We start from the raw sequence: 15,035 nt of genomic DNA on the forward strand, positions 1-15,035 counted from the left end.
GCGGTCATGATCGGGACACCGGGCGGGTCGGCGGAGCGGCCGGCCACGTTCTTCTCCGGGCCGCAGGAGTTCCGGGCCTGGCTGGCCGCGCACCACGCGACGCGGACCGAGCTGTGGATGGGCCTGAACAAGAAGCACGTCCCCGAGCGCGGGCTCACGTGGGAGGAGGCCGTCCTCGAGGCGCTGTGCTGGGGGTGGATCGACTCCCAGGTGCAGAGCCTGGGCGCAGACGCAGTGCGCCAGCGGTGGACGCCACGCAAGCCCGGCAGCAACTGGAGTGCCATCAACATCGCCGCGGTCGAGCGACTCACCGCCGAGGGCCGCATGCAGCCCCCCGGCCTCGCCGCGTTCGAGAAGCGGCGCCCCGAGCGCTCGGCCATCTACTCCTACGAGCAGGCCGGCGAGCTCGCCCTGCCCCCGGAGTTCGCCGAGCGGCTGGCGGCCGATGCCGGGGCCGCGGCGTTCTGGGCGGTGGCCACCGCGTCGTACCGCAAGATCTGCGTGAACTGGGTCCTGACCGCCAAGCAGGCGGCCACCCGGGAGAAGCGGCTGCGCCAGCTCATCGACGACTCGTCGCAGGGTCGGCTCATCCCGTCGCAGCGTTACGGTCAGGAGCCGGCGTGGGTCGCGCGGGCGGCGCGCGCCGCCCAGGACGCGGGCCTCTAGAGTCGCGTGCGTGGGATACACCGAGGCCGACCGTGAACGCTGGGTGCGCGAGGACCCGGTGCACAAGCTGGCCGACCGTGACGAGTTCGCCCGCGACCGGGCTCGGCTCGTGCACTCGGCCTCGCTGCGGCGGTTGTCGGCGAAGACCCAGGTGGTCGAGCCCGGTGACGACGACTCCGTCCGCAACCGCCTCACGCACTCGCTCGAGGTCGCCCAGATCGGCCGCGAGTTCGGGGCAGCGCTGGGGTGCAGCGCCGACGTCGTCGACACGGCCTGCCTTGCCCACGACCTCGGGCATCCACCGTTCGGCCACAACGGCGAGGAGGCGCTCGACGCCGTCGCCGATGGCATCGGGGGCTTCGAGGGCAACGCCCAGACGCTGCGCCTGCTCACCCGGCTCGAGCCCAAGCGGATCCACGCCGACGGCCGGCCGGCGGGCCTGAACCTCACCCGGGCGAGCCTCGACGCTTCGACGAAGTACCCCTGGTCCCGTGGTGACGCGCCTACTCCCACAGCGAAGTTCGGTGTCTACGACGACGACCTCCCGGTGTTCGAGTGGTTCCGCCTGCGCCGGGCTCCGGGGGAGCGGTGCATCGAGGCGGACGTCATGGACTGGTCCGACGACGTGGCGTACTCCGTGCACGACGTCGAGGATGCGATCACGTCCGGGCGGCTCGACCTGCGGCAGCTGCGTGACGCGGCCGACGTCGACCACGTGCTGGCGGTCGCCACGGGCACCTACGCCGTCGACCTCGGGACGGACGCACTGGGGGCCGCGCTGGAACGAGTGCTCGCCACCGGGGCCGTGCCCACGGCATACGACGGGTCGCGCACGGACCGGGCGGCGCTGAAGGACATGACCTCACGGCTCATCGGGCGCTTCGTCCAGGCCGTCGAGGTGGCGACCCGCGCCGAGCACGGCGACGGGCCACTGACGCGGTATGCCGCGAACCTCGTCGTCCCGGACACGACCCGGGCCGAGTGCGCCGTGCTGAAGGCGGTGGCGGCCCACTTCGTCATGAACGCCCACGAGCGCGTAGACCTGCTGGCGCACCAACGGCAGGTCGTCCGGGACCTGGTCGAGGCCTACCGAGCCGACCCCGTGCGTCGTCTGGACCCCGACCTCGTGGCGGACTGGAAGGCCGCAGACTCCGACGCCGCCGCGCTGCGCGTCGTGGTCGACCAGGTCGCCTCGCTGACCGACGTGCGGGCCCTGGTGCTCCACGAGCGGTGGAGGTGACCGGGGGCCGCGAGGTCAGCGCGTGGCGAAGGCTCGCGCTGGCCCCGCGACCGACAGCCCCACGACGGTGCCGGGGCGTGGCAGGTTTGTGCCCCTGACCCGTGCAGTGACGACCGTGTCGTCCGCGACCAGCCGGAGCGCCACCAGGGCGTCGTGCCCGAAATAGCTCGTCGACACCACCTCGGCGCACGGTCGGCCGGCCGACGGCAGTCCGAGCTCGAGCTGCTCGGGTCGCACGAGCACGTCGACCGGACCCGCTGGAGCGGGGTGGTGCACGGCCAGCCGGCCCAGTGCGGTGGTGACGGCGGCACCGTCGGCGGTCCCGCGCAGGAACACCGCACCCCCCAGAAACGCAGCGGTATGCCGGTCCGCTGGGCTGGCGTACACCTCGGCCGGGGTGCCGACCTGGGAGAACCTGCCCTCGTGCATCAGCGCCACCTCGTCGGCGAACGACAGGGCCTCGGCCTGGTCGTGGGTGACGAGGACGACGGTGACCCCCTCGTGGGCCAGCGCCTCGGCCACCGCATCACGGGTGGTGGCCCGCAGCCCGGCGTCGAGCGAGGAGAACGGCTCGTCGAGCAGGACCACCGCCGGTCGACGGGCGAGCGCGCGGGCGAGGGCCACCCGCTGTTGCTGCCCGCCCGAGAGCTGGTCGGGCCGGCGGATGGCCAGGTCGGGCGAGAGCCCCACGAGCTCGAGCAGCTCGGCAGCTCGGGTGCCGGCCCGCCGTGCTGACCTCCGCAGGCCGTAGGCCACGTTGGCGCCCACGCTGAGGTGCGGGAAGAGGTTGCCCTCCTGCGCGACGTAGCCGATCCCACGCCGCTCCGGTGACACCTGGACCCCCGGTCCCACGACGACGTCGTCCCCGAGCTGGACGGTCCCCGCATCCGGCGTCTGGAAGCCTGCGACCACCCGCAGCAGCGTGGTCTTGCCGCATCCCGACGGGCCGAGGATCGCCGAGGTTGTGCCCGAGGGGACCACGAGGTCGAGGCCGTGGAGGACGGGGCGGCCGCCGTGGGACGCGGCGACCCCCGCGATGCGCAGGGTGGTCACGGGGTGGGCTCCTGGTCGGGTTGGCGCAGCAGCAGAGAGGTGAGGGGCGCCGACACGAGTACGAGGGCGGCGGCATAGGGTGCGGCGCCCGCGTAGTCGATGCTCTCGCTCGCGCTCCAGAACGCCGTGGCGAGCGTCTGGGTGCCGGTGGGCGCGAGCAGCAGGGTCGCGGTGAGCTCCGTCGAGGTCGCGATGAACACCATGGCAAAACCGGCGAGCGCGCCTGGCGCGGTCAGCGGCAGGACGACCCGCACGAACGCGCGAAGCGGCCCGTCGCCAAGGGCGCGGGCGGCCTCGGACAGCTCCTCGGGTGCGTGCGCCATGGCCGCACGGATGCTCACCATGGCGCGGGGGATGAACAGGATCGTGTATGCCGCGACGAGGACCACGCTGGTTTGGTAGACCGGCCGTGCGTAGCGGACCGACAGGGTGACCAGGGCCAAGGCGATGACCACGCCGGGCAGGGCTGACGAGAGGTACGTCGCGCGCTCGACGAGGACGGACAGCCAGGTCCGTCGGCGGGCGACGAGCCACGCGACCGGGAACGCGGCGACCACCGTGACCGCGCCAGCGACGAGGGCCAGCCGCAGCGTGCCCCAGAGGGTGGCCAGCAGGTCGGTCGGGGTGGCGCCGATCTGCGCGGCACCGCCCGCCAGGAACCAGTAGACGAGGCTGCCGAGCGGCACGCCGAGGGCGAGCGCGGCGAGCCCCGTGAGCGCCCCCAGGGCTGGGAAGGTCCCCCGGCCGAGCGAAGCCGGCAGCGCACGGCGCGCCGCGCCCCGCCCCAGGCGTGCGTGCCGCCGCGAACCGCGCAGCAGCAGCTCGGCCGTGAGCAGGGCCACGCACAGGGCGATCAGCACGACCGCCAGCAGACTGCCGGCGCTGTTGCTGAAGGCCACCTGGAACTGCTCGAGGATCGCGGTGGTGAAGGTCGGGAAGCGCAGCATGGCCAGCACCCCGAACTCCGACAGCAGGTGCAGCGCGACGAGGAGCATCCCACCCAGGATCGCCGGGCGCAGCTGTGGCAGGACCGCGCGCCAGAACGAGCGCCAGGGCCCCAGCCCCAGCGTGCGAGCGGAGTCCTCGAGGCCCTGGTCGAGGCCGCGCAGCACGGCGGCCACGGGCAGGAAGACGAAGGGGAAGTACGACAGCGTCGTCACAAGGACCGCACCCCCCAGTCCCTGCAGGTCGGGCCGCACGGTGACCCATGCGTAGCTGTTGACGAAGGCCGGCACCGCCAGCGGGCACACCATGAGCACCCGCCAGAGCCGAGCCCCGGGCAGGGTGGTCCGCTCGACGAGCCACGCGCTGCCGACCCCCAGCACGCAGGTGAGGGCGACGGTGACCGCCACCAGGGCACCGGTGTTGCGCAGCAGCTCACCGACCCTGGGGCGCCACACCAGTGCCCAGGCAGCCTGCCCTCCGACGTCGAAGGCCTCGACGCCGACGACCGCCAGGGGGAGCAGGCACAGGACCGCGACCACCACGCCGGCCACGACGACCGGCGCGGCCGCGCGGCTGGCCGTTCCCGCGCGGCTGGCCGTTCCCGCGCGGCGGACACCGTCGCTGGTGCCGACCACCTAGAGGATGCCGGCCCTGGTCATCAGCGTGATGACCTTCGGGCCGTTGAGGGTGAACGGGTCCACGCTGGGTGCCTCGAGTGAGGCCAGGGGCTCCAGGGCGGGGTCGGAGGCGACGCCGTTGCCCACGGCATACTCCTTCGCGTCGCTGGTGGCGAGGACCTTCTGCCCCTGCGCGCTGGTCACGAAGGCGAGGAACTTCTGGGCCGTTGCCGCATGCTTGGTGGACTTGAGCACCCCGCCACCGGAGATGCTCACGAAGGCTCCCGGGTCGCGGTGGCGGAAGTAGAGCAGCGCGGTGTTCTTGCTGCCGGCCTTGGTGAGGGCCTGGTCGCGGTACCAGTAGTAGTGGTACATGATCCCGACGGGCACCTGGCCAGCGTTGACGGCCTTCATCACGGCAGTGTTGCTCTGGAAGACCTGCGCGCCGCTCTTGAGCCCGGCCAGCCAGGTCGCGGTCTTCTGCTCGCCCTGGGTGGCGAGGATGGCGCTGACGATCGCCTGGAAGTCGGCGCCGCCGGCTGCGGCGCCCCACTTGCCCTTCCACTCCGGCTTGGCCAGATCCATGATCGACGTCGGCAGCTGCGCCGCAGTGATCTTGCTGGGGTTGTAGACGAGCACGGTGGACCGGGCGGCGATGCCCACCCACTGGTGCGTCGACGGCGCGTACTGCGGACCGACCTGGGCCGTCGTGGCGGGGTCGACGGCCGCGAGCAAGCCGGCGTTCTGCACGGTGGTCATGGCCGGCGAGTTCTCGGTGAGGAACACGTCGGCCGGCGATGAGCTGCCCTCCTGGACCAGCTGCGCGGCCATCGACGAGTCACTGCCGTGGCGGACCTCGACGCGGATCCCGGTCCTGTCCTCGAAGGCCTTCGCCCACGCGTCGGTGAGGCTCTCGTGCTGGGCGTTGTAGACCGTCAGGGTCTCGGGCTCGGGGGTGCCCTTCGCCTCGAGGGTGGAGCTCCCACAGGCCGCCAGCGCCAGAGCGGCGGTGGTTGCAAGGGCGACGAGGGGGGAGCAGGGCGGGCGGGGCGGTCCGGCGGCGCATCACGCGAGTTCTCCAAGGGTAGCGGTTACAAAGGTAAGCCTTACCTTACCTGACGGGGATCGCTGGTCCGCGCACCCCCGGGTCTGGGGATCCGGGCCGCGCAGGTCCGCCCGCAGCACCTAGACTCGGCCGCGAACAGGAGGGCCAGTGGCGGGTCGGATCAAGACCGACGACATCGCGCTCGTGAAGGAGCGCTCGTCGATCGAGGACGTCGTGCGCGAGCACGTGACCCTGCGACCGGCCGGCCCGGGCTCGATGAAGGGTCTGTGCCCCTTCCACGACGAGAAGTCGCCGTCGTTCAACGTCCGTCCGGCCGTCGGGGCCTGGCACTGCTTCGGCTGCGGCGAGGGCGGTGACGTCATCTCCTTCGTGCAGAAGGTCGAGCACCTCACCTTCACCGAGGCGATCGAGCGGCTCGCCCAGAAGCTCGGCATCGAGCTGCACTACGAGGAGGGTGGACGACCGGGGGGACGCGACGGCGAGACCCTGGGGCGGCGCTCGCGGCTGATCGAGGCGCACCGCGTCGCGCAGGAGTTCTACCACCACGCGCTGCTCAACGCCCCGGAGGCCAGGGCCGGCCGCGACTTCCTGCGCGAGCGGGGCTTCGACAGCGAGGCGGCCAAACGTTTCGGCGTCGGGTTTGCCCCACGCGGCGGCGAGGAGCTCAGCCGCCACCTGCGGACGAAGGGCTTCACCGACGAGGAGCTCACCCTCGGTGGGCTCTCCGGCCGGGGCAGCCGCGGGCTCTACGACCGCTTCCGCGGACGGCTGGTCTGGCCGATCCGCGACATCACGGGCGACACCGTCGGGTTCGGCGCGCGCCGGCTCTACGACGACGACCGCATCGCGGCCAAGTACCTCAACACCTCCGAGACGCCGATCTACAAGAAGTCGACGGTCCTCTACGGCCTCGACGCCGCCAAGAAGGCGATCGCCGCCGAGCGCAAGGCCGTCGTCGTCGAGGGCTACACCGACGTGATGGCCTGCCACCTCGCGGGCATCGAGGGCGCCGTCGCGACGTGCGGCACAGCGTTCGGTGTCGACCACATCAAGGTCCTGCGACGGATCATGCGCGACGAGGCCGACCTCGCGCCGGCCCGCGTGGTCTTCACCTTCGACGGCGACGCCGCCGGGCAGAAGGCCGCGATGCGGGCGTTCGGTGAGGACCAGCGATGGGCCTCGCAGTCGTTCGTCGCCGTGGCCGACGGAGGCATGGACCCCTGCGAGCTGCGCATCGCCAAGGGCGACGACGCCGTGCGCCATCTCGTCGACGACGCGGTTCCGCTGTTCGAGTTCGCGGTGCGGACCACGATCTCCCGTTTCGACCTGTCGACCGCCGAGGGACGGGTGCAGGGCATGCGTGCTGTGGCCCCGATCGTGGGCTCGATCCGCGACAGCTCGATGCGACCCGAGTACGTCCGGACCGTGGCCGGATGGATCGGCGTCGAGGTGGAGCAGGTCCAGGCCGAGGTGGCCCGCGCCGGCCGGATGGCCGCCCGGGACGCCAAGTCCGACGGTGGCGCGAGCGCCCGGCCCGACGCCGACAGCGTGCCCGAGCCCTCCGCCGAGGAGGCGCGGGCCGCCCTGCCGGTACCCGACCTGCGCGACCCGGTCGTGTTCGCCGAGCGACAGCTGCTCCAGACGCTGCTGCAGTACCCCGACAGCTTCTCGGCCTCCGACGTCGACGACGTCGCCCCGGACGCGTTCACCGCCCCGGCCCACCGCGCGGTCTTCGACGGGGTGCGCGGAGCAGGCGGGCCCCAGCGGGGACTGTCGGCCCGCGCCTGGGCCGACCGGGTCGCCGAGGCGGCGCCGCTGGCCGTCCGGGGGCTCGTGGCCGAGCTCGCGGTGGCCGAGCTCCCGACCCGCATGGACCGCACCACGGGCCTGCCCGAACGCCGCTACATCGACGCGCTGCTCGTCCGGGTCCACGAGGTCTCCCTGACCCGCCGGATCGCCGACGCGATGTCCGCGATGCGCCGCATGGCCACCGATCCGCATACCGACCCATCGCGCGCGCGCAGCCTGTCCAGCGAGCTGCAGGACCTCCAGCGCGAGCTGGCCCAGCTCCGTGACCGGGCGAGCTGATGGCGTTCTCCCTGCGGCGGCCGGCCCGCGTGCCCGGTCCGGTGCTCGCGGCAGCGGCGATCGGCCCGGGCGAGCGCGTCCTCACGTGGGCGCGCGACGCTGCCGGCACGACGGTCGTGGCCACCACCCACCACCTGTATGCCGTGAGCACGGCGGGGGAGCGCAGCCTCGCCCGGCCGTGGCACGAGGTCGATGCCGGCACGTGGTCCCCCGAGCTCGGCCAGCTGACCGTGACGTGGGTGGACGGGTCGCGACCCGTGCAGTGGACGCTCGGCCCGTCGACCCTGCTCCCTGAGGCGGTGCGCGAGCGCGTGCAGGCCAGCGTCGTGCTCGCCACCAGGGTGGACCTCGGCAACCGCCGGGGCGCCCGCGTCGTGATCCGGCATGACCTGGCCACCGGCGGCTTGTGGAACAGGTCGTCCTGGGCCGCGGGGTGCCCGGCGACGACCCTCAGATCGCTGCGGCGCTCGCGGATCTGAGGGAGCAGGTCGGGCTCGACTGAGCGCACCGACTGGGGTCCCCGACGCGCCCGGGCCCCGTTTTCAGAACTGCGCACATCCTTTGCTATGGTTGCGCAGCGCCGCGGGCGGGAACACCCGCTGAACGCCCGCTGGATGCCAAGGACATTCCCCTGTAGCTCAATTGGCAGAGCAGCCGACTGTTAATCGGCAGGTTGTTGGTTCGAGTCCAACCGGGGGAGCCATCCGCTTGCGGACCACGGCCCGGGTCATCGACCCGGGCCTGTGTCATGCGTCATCGACCCGTGCCTGTGTCATGCGCAGCCGGCGCGCTCAGGAGCAGGGGTCCTGCTTGGGTGGGTTGAGCCTGGTGTCGACCGTGAATCCGGCCGGCCCGAGGTTGGCGTCCACGGCCTGTTGCCATGCGCCGGAGGAGATCATCCGCGCGATCGCAGCGGTGATCTTCTGGCAGGTGGTGACGGCGCCCTTCCTGATGCCGATGCCGTAGCGCTCCTCGGAGAACGTCTTGCCGACCACCTTGAGCATGCCCGCGTACTGGGGCTGGGCGGCATACCCGGCCAGGATGGTGTTGTCCGTGGTCACGGCGTCGACGCCCTGGGAAACCAGGGCGGCCACGCACTGCGAGTACGTGTTGAGCTCCTGCAGCTGCACGCCCGGGTACTTGTCCTTGACCTTCTGTGCTGAGGTGGACCCCTTGACCGAGCACAGCTTCTTGCCGGTCAGCGTGTCGGGGCCGGTGATCGAGGTCTCGTCGGAGCGCACCAGGAGATCCTGACCGGCGACGAAGTAAGGCCCCGCGAACGAGACCTTCGCCTTGCGAGCGTCGGTGATGGAGTAGGTCGCCACGACGATGTCGACCTGACCGGTGGACAGCAGCGTCTCGCGCTGCGCGGACGGTGCCTCGACCCACTGGATATCGGCGACGTTGTGTCCCAACGCCTTGGCGACGTACTTGGCCACGTCGACGTCCAGGCCGGTGTAGGTGGAGCCCCGCTTGAGGCCGAGCCCGGGCTGGTCGAACTTGATGCCGATCTTGAAGGTCCGGCCCGTGCCACCGCCCGCCGACCCGGTGCCTGCGCAGGCGGCGAGGGCGAGCGCGAGCAGGGCTGCAGCACTCATCACCCCAATCCGTCGAACCACCATGTCTCCTCGGGTGTGTGCGGTCAGTGCGCCAGGATCTTGCTGAGGAAGTCCTTCGCGCGATCCGACCTCGGGGCCGTGAAGAACCCCTCCGGGTCGTTCTCCTCGATGATCTGGCCGTCGGCCATGAAGACGACGCGGTGGGCGGCCTTGCGGGCAAAGCCCATCTCGTGGGTGACGACCACCATGGTCATGCCGTCCGTCGCGAGGCCGACCATGACGTCGAGGACCTCGGTGATCATCTCGGGGTCGAGGGCCGAGGTGGGCTCGTCGAAGAGCATCACCTTGGGGTCCATCGCGAGCGACCGCGCGATCGCCACGCGCTGCTGCTGCCCACCGGAGAGCTGCGCGGGGAACTTCTCGGCCTGGTGCGCCACGCCCACGCGGTCGAGGAGCTCCATGGCGCGCGCCTCGGCCGCATCCCGGGGCGTCTTGCGGACCGTCGTAGGCCCCAGCGTCACGTTGTCGAGGATCGTCTTGTGGGCGAACAGGTTGAACGACTGGAACACCATGCCGACGTCCGCCCGCAGCTCTGCGAGCTCTCGGCCCGCGCCGGGCAGCGGCTTGCCGTCGATGGTGATGCTGCCGGTCTCGAAGGTCTCGAGCCGGTTGATGGTGCGGCACAAGGTGGACTTGCCGGAGCCCGAGGGGCCGATCACGACGACCACCTCGCCGCGGTCGATGGTCAGGTCGATGTCGCGCAGGACGTGCAGGTCGCCGAAGTGCTTGTTGACGCCCGTGAGGACGACCAATGGCTCCGTCATGTCCGGAAACCTACCGGCTCGGGGGTGCCCCAAATCCCTCAGGCCACAGACTCCACGACGAGCTCGGCGAGATAGGCCCAGCACTCGGCGCCGGTCGCGACCGAGCGCACCCGGTAGACCCGCCGACGATCCGGCAGGACGTAGTCGTGGCGGCCCCCGTCGACGATCTCGACCGTCCCCGCACACGCCGTGACCGGGGCGGTCACCGGGGGGTTGGGGATGAATGTCACGATCTGCACCCCTCCAGTGTGTGCACGGGCGGCGCCCGGCCGCCATGGCCCGTTGGTATGCCGCCGCGCAGGCGCGGGCTAAGCCTGCTGGCGGAGGCCGTTTGACGTAGATCGCGGCAGGTCAGGGCATCACAGCGAGGCAAACGCACGAAGATGGGGGATCTCGCGGGCCAATGCCGAGAGGGTGCGTCATCGCCGCCCGTGCTGCCTCAGATGACGATAAATAGTAAAGAAAGGGTAAAAAGGCCATCGGACAAAGGTAAGCATTCGGCATGATGCAGCCATGCAAAGGGCATCGCTTGAGCAAATGGCGTCGGTCTCGTCCTCCGTCGGAGAGCCGCGATGACGCGCCCGATGACGCGCCCGGTGGGCGCCCCGACCCCGACCACCGTCCTGGCGGTGCTGATGTCCTCGGTCGCCCTGGGGGCGGTCGCCACCATGGGTGCGACCGCCTTCGGATGGCCGGGACCGGCTCTGGGTCTGGACCCCCTGCAGGCGGGCCTCAGCATGGCGCTGCCCGCCCTCGTCGGCGCGGCGGTCGCCGCGCTCCCCGGCATCCTGCTCTATGCCCGTGCCGCCGGCCACCGGGCCACGGCACAGGCTTCCTTGACGGGGCTGCTGCTCCAGGCGGACGCCGCGGAGCGGGCTGTCGGCCCGGGGTCTGGCCTGCTCTCCTCGAGCCCTGCAGCACCGCGGCCGGGAGTCGAGGTCGCCGTCGCCGACAGCCCGACGGATGCCGCCGTGGCGGCGATCGACGCTCAACGCCGGTGGGCCGACACGGCCATCGCCTCTCGACGGCAGGTGCGACTGTCCGCGCTACCGGCGCCCGCGCTCGTCTCGGCCTCGCCGGTCCCGATCGGCCGCGTGCTCGACATCCTCATCGGCGCCGCCCTCAAGTACGGCACCGGCGACATCGACATCCGGCTGGACTGCCTGGGCGACCGGGCGAGGATCCGCGTCGCGGACCAGTCGCCGGCGCGTGACCTGCCGGCGCAGGTTGGGGCAAACCGTGAGCCGCGCCTTGCGCTCGCCAAGCGCATCACCGAGGCGCTCGGGGGCGAGCTCACCTCGAGTCGGGAGCGTCCGACGTGCTTCGAGGTGTTCCTGCCCAAGGCTGCCCTGACCGCGGCCAGCCACGCCGCGTGACCTGCTCCGGTCGCCCGGTGGAGGCGGCCCCGCTCACGCCGGGTCGAACCTAGAGGTCGCGCACGGGGTGCGTCGCGCCAGGAGCCGGAAACCTCAGGTACGCGAGTCGAGCGCTCTCCTGACGGCTGTGCGCCAGCGCGTCGAGGGTGTAGCCGAGGACCGCGGTCACGGTCGCGATGATCATCATGGCTGAGGCCAGGATGGCCGTGGGGAAGCGGGCCACCTCTCCGGTGTGGAGGTAGTCCACGATGACGGGGGTGCCGAGCGCCAGAGCGGCCACCGTGACGAGGGCCGCGATGACGCCGTGGAAGAGCGCTGGCCGCTCGCGGCGGGCGAGGGCGAGGATGAGCTTGAGGATGCGCCAGCCGTCGCGGTAGGTGCGCAGCTTGCTCTCGCTGCCCGCAGCCCGGTCCTTGAAGTCGGTGACGACCTCGGCCGCGGGCAGTCGCAGACGGAGGGCGTGCACGGTCATCTCGGTCTCGGTCTCGAACTCCTGTGAGAGGGCCGGGAAGGACTTGACGTACCTGCGCGAGAAGGCGCGGTACCCGCTGAGCATGTCGCTGACCTCCCGGCCGAACAGCAGGCCGACCACGCCGGTGAGCAGCCGGTTTCCGACGGCGTGCCCCGGCCGGTATGCCGAGTCGGACACCGTCGAGCGGACGCCCAGGACGTGGTCGTACGGTCCCTCGAGGAGGGTGGCGACCAGGTCGCCCGCCCGCGTCGCGTCATACGTGTCGTCTCCGTCGATGAGCACGACCACGTCGGCGTCGATGTCGGCGAAGGCGCGTCGCACCACGTTGCCCTTGCCCTTGCGAGGCTCGGAGCGGACGATCGCGCCGGCTTCCTCGGCACGCTGGACCGTCGCGTCGGTCGAGGCGTTGTCGTACACGTAGATCTCAGCGTCCGGCAGCGCCAGACGCAGGTCTCGGACAACGGTGCCGATGGCCGCTTCCTCGTTGTAGCACGGGACGATCGCAGCCACCGTGGGCCGATAGGGGTCAGTCATCAGGGAACCTTGCTCGAGAGGGACAACATCGGGCACCGCGGGCATCAGGAGCGTAACAACGTGCCGGCCCTCGGACGGCGCCAGCGAGGCCGAGCCGAGCTTCGACGCCAGGCGATGGCGAGCGTCGCCAGCCAGGCCAGGAGTGCGACGAGGCTCACGAGCACACCCGAGGGGAAGGCCCGCGGCGTGAACCGGCACGTGAGGACGCCGGCCCCGCCCGGAGCCACCGTCAGCAACCGGTGGAACGAACCGGTGGAGATGCGGGAGGTGGACCCGCTCTGCTGGCAGGACCACTCATCCGTGGCTGCCGTGGCGAGCAGCAGGGTGTCATGGGACCGCGCGGCCGGGACCTGCACAGTGAAGCCAGTGGCGTCGTGCTGGATCGGCGCGGGCTGACCCAGCTGGGCGGGCCGGGTCGTCGTGCAGGTCATCGCCGGCATGGCCGTACCGGCCGTCGGCCGGGTCACGTCCACCTCTGCGCGCGCAGTGGGCGACAAGGTCAGGACGAGCAGGTGACCGGTCCAGGGGTCGGCGGAGGACTGCGTGGCCTGGCCGGCGACTTTGGCCGTGACCCGTGAGGTCGTCGCATTGACCACCAGGAGCCCAGAGCCGACCGGGCATCCGACGCTGAACCTCGCCGTCGGGAAGAGCGCCCCCGACCCGTGCTGGAGGTCGGGCTGGCGCCGCGGCAGCTGCAACAGGGCGGAGTAGAGGGCCAGCGGGTCCCCAGCGGTCGCGGTCGGCGTGTGCACCAGTGCCGACGGCACCCAGCGGGCCAGGGTCACGCCGGGGTGCTGCACGGTGAAGGTTCGCCCGGCGCGCCACGTGACCCGCTGGGAGACGCCGAAGGCGGTGTCCTCGAGGAGGTTCGAGCTGCCTGTCAGCCGACGCCCACCGGCGCCTGCCGTCATCCCGGCGTTGACCAGCAGGTCACTGAGCGTCTTCGGCATCATGGTGGTGTAGGAGGTGCCCGAAGCACCACCGAAGAGCATCGGGTCGTTCGTCGTGGTGCGCGTCGTCACGCCGACACGGGCTCCGCCGGCCCCCGCGGCGCGGACGCGTGCCACGACGTCGGCCTTGGCCGAGAGCCCATCGAGGTTCACCATCTGGCCCGCGAACCGAGTCTCGCGTCGATGGATGATGGCCACGTGGTTGACCACCACCTCGCCAGCCACGAGCACCACCAGTGCTGCCACCGCGACCACGCCGATCCGCCGGCCGCGGGCCAGTGCGGTGATCAGCACCACGGCCACCGCAGCGAGGACCAGGGACACCAGGGCCGTCCGCGCAGTGACCACGTGGCTCCCGCGCGTCACGGCGACCACGGCGGCATACCCGATCGCCACGATGAGGGCGGTCACTCCCGAGCGCTTCCAGCCGCGAGCGGTCAGGGCAGGGAGCAGCTGCCACAGCAGGATCACCTGCATGGCGACCAGGACGAACGCCTCCCGGAAGAAGTTGCCGTCGGGGCTGTCAAAGCCGTGCCAGACGATCGAGGTCACGTGCCACCGCAGCGAGAGGGCCACCAGGACGAGGAGCCCGACCCACGTGATGGTGCGGCGGTCCCGAATCGTGAGCACGACGCAGGTGACGAGCACGGACCCAAGCAGGACTCCGATGCCGAGCGACGGGGCCCACCCGATTCCCTCGGTGCCGACCAGCAGGCGCCCGGCCCAGTCTTGCCACGCGCCCGGGACGAACGGGACGTCCTTGGTCATCGCCGAGTGCTTGACGGCGACGTAGGTCGGCACCAGGGCGAAGGCATCCATGACGATCCCGAGGGACCGCGAGGCCCGCCCAGCGGGCGAGCGTGAGCCAGGGCCGTGGCCACTCGGACGGCTGCGCCACGATCATGGCGCAGACGATCAGGCCAGAGGCCAGGGTGGCCATCCACGACGTGTAGAAGTTGCTGTACCAGCAGACGAAGAAGAGCAGCGGCGTCAGCCAGGCCACCCGGCGGCGCTCGCGCACCCAGAGGGCGGAGTAGACCATGAGCGGCAGGGCAGCCCCTCCCACGAGCCACATGGGTTGGTAGGAGGCGTCGTTCACGGCGTACTGGCTCGTGGCGTAGGCCGCGCCCAGCGCGATCGCAAGTACGGGGGTGCCTGGCCGGAGGCGTTGCAGGAGCAGGGTCATCGTCGCTGCGCCGGCCATGGCCGTCAGGATCGTGACGGTCGCGATGGCCGTGGGCATCGCCAGGCGCGGGAACAGCACCACGACCACGTTGAGCGGGTTCGAGAGGTACATCGTGAAGGTGGGGCCGAACGACTGGCCGTAACCCATGCCCCAGGCGAACTGGAGGTTGCCGTCTGCGTGGCCCGTGAGCACGTCACGGTAGTAGGCCAGGAACGGGATGCTCTGGTTGCCGAGGTCGCCCAGCACTCGGTCCTGGCCGCCCCACGGCGGCCGATCCTCGAGCAGGGACGCGAGGCTCCACAGCAGGCCCGTCACGAGAGCCGCCACGAGGGGGGTGAGGAGCCGCCGACCACGCAGAAGTCCGTCAGCTCGACTCATGCACACCACCCTCCAGGCATATGCCGCGGCGATCCTTCGCCGGAGCGCTTGGAACCGGCGCCCAGAGCCTACCCGGGAGGG

The 15,035-nt window shown here is 71.5% G+C and carries 13 protein-coding genes, 1 tRNA gene and 1 pseudogene; 6 read left to right on the forward strand and 9 right to left on the reverse strand.

The window, feature by feature from the left end; translation table 11 throughout:
* The first annotated feature begins 6 nt into the window (after positions 1 to 6).
* Both GKE56_RS02750 and GKE56_RS02755 read left to right on the forward strand, forming a co-directional pair.
* The gene (locus GKE56_RS02750; protein ID WP_154683250.1) at positions 7 to 666 is read left to right on the forward strand and encodes a YdeI family protein; all 660 of its coding nucleotides are present in this window, start codon (positions 7 to 9) and stop codon (positions 664 to 666) included.
* A 10-nt stretch (positions 667 to 676) separates the two neighbouring features.
* Positions 677 to 1,906, forward strand: a complete 1,230-nt coding sequence (locus GKE56_RS02755; protein WP_154683251.1) for a deoxyguanosinetriphosphate triphosphohydrolase — start codon at positions 677 to 679, stop codon at positions 1,904 to 1,906.
* Positions 1,907 to 1,921: 15 nt separating this feature from the next.
* Here GKE56_RS02755 and GKE56_RS02760 read toward each other — a convergent pair whose 3' ends face one another.
* From GKE56_RS02760 to GKE56_RS02770, 3 genes are read right to left on the reverse strand one after another with little or no spacing between them, the layout of a single operon-like run.
* The gene (locus tag GKE56_RS02760; protein WP_154683252.1) at positions 1,922 to 2,959 is read right to left on the reverse strand and encodes an ABC transporter ATP-binding protein; all 1,038 of its coding nucleotides are present in this window, start codon (positions 2,957 to 2,959) and stop codon (positions 1,922 to 1,924) included.
* Positions 2,956 to 4,539 carry an iron ABC transporter permease gene (locus tag GKE56_RS02765; RefSeq protein ID WP_154683253.1) on the reverse strand — a complete coding sequence of 528 codons (1,584 nt, stop codon included), beginning with the start codon at positions 4,537 to 4,539 and terminating at the stop codon, positions 2,956 to 2,958. The genes GKE56_RS02760 and GKE56_RS02765 overlap by 4 nt, the downstream gene beginning before the upstream one ends.
* Positions 4,540 to 5,523, reverse strand: a complete 984-nt coding sequence (locus tag GKE56_RS02770) for an extracellular solute-binding protein (protein WP_154683254.1) — start codon at positions 5,521 to 5,523, stop codon at positions 4,540 to 4,542.
* A gap of 211 nt (positions 5,524 to 5,734) precedes the next feature.
* On the opposite strand from GKE56_RS02770, the gene dnaG reads away from it, so the two are divergent.
* The 3 genes from dnaG to GKE56_RS02785 all read left to right on the forward strand — a co-directional run bounded on the left by dnaG (position 5,735) and on the right by GKE56_RS02785 (position 8,378).
* Positions 5,735 to 7,675: a DNA primase gene (gene dnaG, locus GKE56_RS02775; protein WP_154683255.1), complete on the forward strand. Its 1,941-nt coding sequence runs from the start codon at positions 5,735 to 5,737 to the stop codon at positions 7,673 to 7,675.
* Positions 7,675 to 8,154: a hypothetical protein gene (locus tag GKE56_RS02780; protein ID WP_154683256.1), complete on the forward strand. Its 480-nt coding sequence runs from the start codon at positions 7,675 to 7,677 to the stop codon at positions 8,152 to 8,154. Before dnaG ends, GKE56_RS02780 begins: the two co-directional genes overlap by 1 nt.
* A 148-nt stretch (positions 8,155 to 8,302) precedes the next feature.
* Positions 8,303 to 8,378 (forward strand) — tRNA-Asn (locus GKE56_RS02785).
* A gap of 88 nt (positions 8,379 to 8,466) precedes the next feature.
* On the opposite strand, the gene GKE56_RS02790 is transcribed toward GKE56_RS02785, so the two are convergent.
* From GKE56_RS02790 to GKE56_RS02800, 3 genes are read right to left on the reverse strand one after another with little or no spacing between them, the layout of a single operon-like run.
* Complete coding sequence (locus GKE56_RS02790; RefSeq protein ID WP_154683257.1) at positions 8,467 to 9,297, reverse strand: glutamate ABC transporter substrate-binding protein; 831 nt, start codon at positions 9,295 to 9,297, stop codon at positions 8,467 to 8,469.
* A gap of 20 nt (positions 9,298 to 9,317) precedes the next feature.
* Positions 9,318 to 10,046 (reverse strand): amino acid ABC transporter ATP-binding protein, encoded by a 729-nt coding sequence (locus GKE56_RS02795; RefSeq protein WP_230209279.1) that lies wholly within the window; start codon positions 10,044 to 10,046, stop codon positions 9,318 to 9,320.
* 50 nt (positions 10,047 to 10,096) lie between these two features.
* The gene (locus tag GKE56_RS02800) at positions 10,097 to 10,297 is read right to left on the reverse strand and encodes a hypothetical protein (protein WP_154683259.1); all 201 of its coding nucleotides are present in this window, start codon (positions 10,295 to 10,297) and stop codon (positions 10,097 to 10,099) included.
* Between the two features lie 333 nt (positions 10,298 to 10,630).
* On the opposite strand from GKE56_RS02800, the gene GKE56_RS02805 reads away from it, so the two are divergent.
* A complete protein-coding gene (locus GKE56_RS02805; RefSeq protein ID WP_154683260.1) occupies positions 10,631 to 11,434 on the forward strand; it encodes a HAMP domain-containing histidine kinase in 804 nt (267 codons plus the stop codon).
* A gap of 49 nt (positions 11,435 to 11,483) precedes the next feature.
* On the opposite strand, the gene GKE56_RS02810 is transcribed toward GKE56_RS02805, so the two are convergent.
* From GKE56_RS02810 to GKE56_RS17780, 3 genes and pseudogenes are all read right to left on the reverse strand, one after another.
* Positions 11,484 to 12,440, reverse strand: a complete 957-nt coding sequence (locus tag GKE56_RS02810) for a glycosyltransferase (protein WP_154683261.1) — start codon at positions 12,438 to 12,440, stop codon at positions 11,484 to 11,486.
* 44 nt (positions 12,441 to 12,484) lie between these two features.
* Complete coding sequence (locus tag GKE56_RS17160) at positions 12,485 to 14,209, reverse strand: YfhO family protein (RefSeq protein ID WP_154683262.1); 1,725 nt, start codon at positions 14,207 to 14,209, stop codon at positions 12,485 to 12,487.
* Positions 14,210 to 14,306: 97 nt separating this feature from the next.
* Positions 14,307 to 14,954: pseudogene (locus tag GKE56_RS17780) on the reverse strand (YfhO family protein); the annotation flags it as partial.
* Positions 14,955 to 15,035 lie beyond the last annotated feature (81 nt).

Origin of the sequence: Nostocoides sp. HKS02 (genome assembly GCF_009707485.1) — a bacterium.
Classification (GTDB): domain Bacteria; phylum Actinomycetota; class Actinomycetes; order Actinomycetales; family Dermatophilaceae; genus Pedococcus.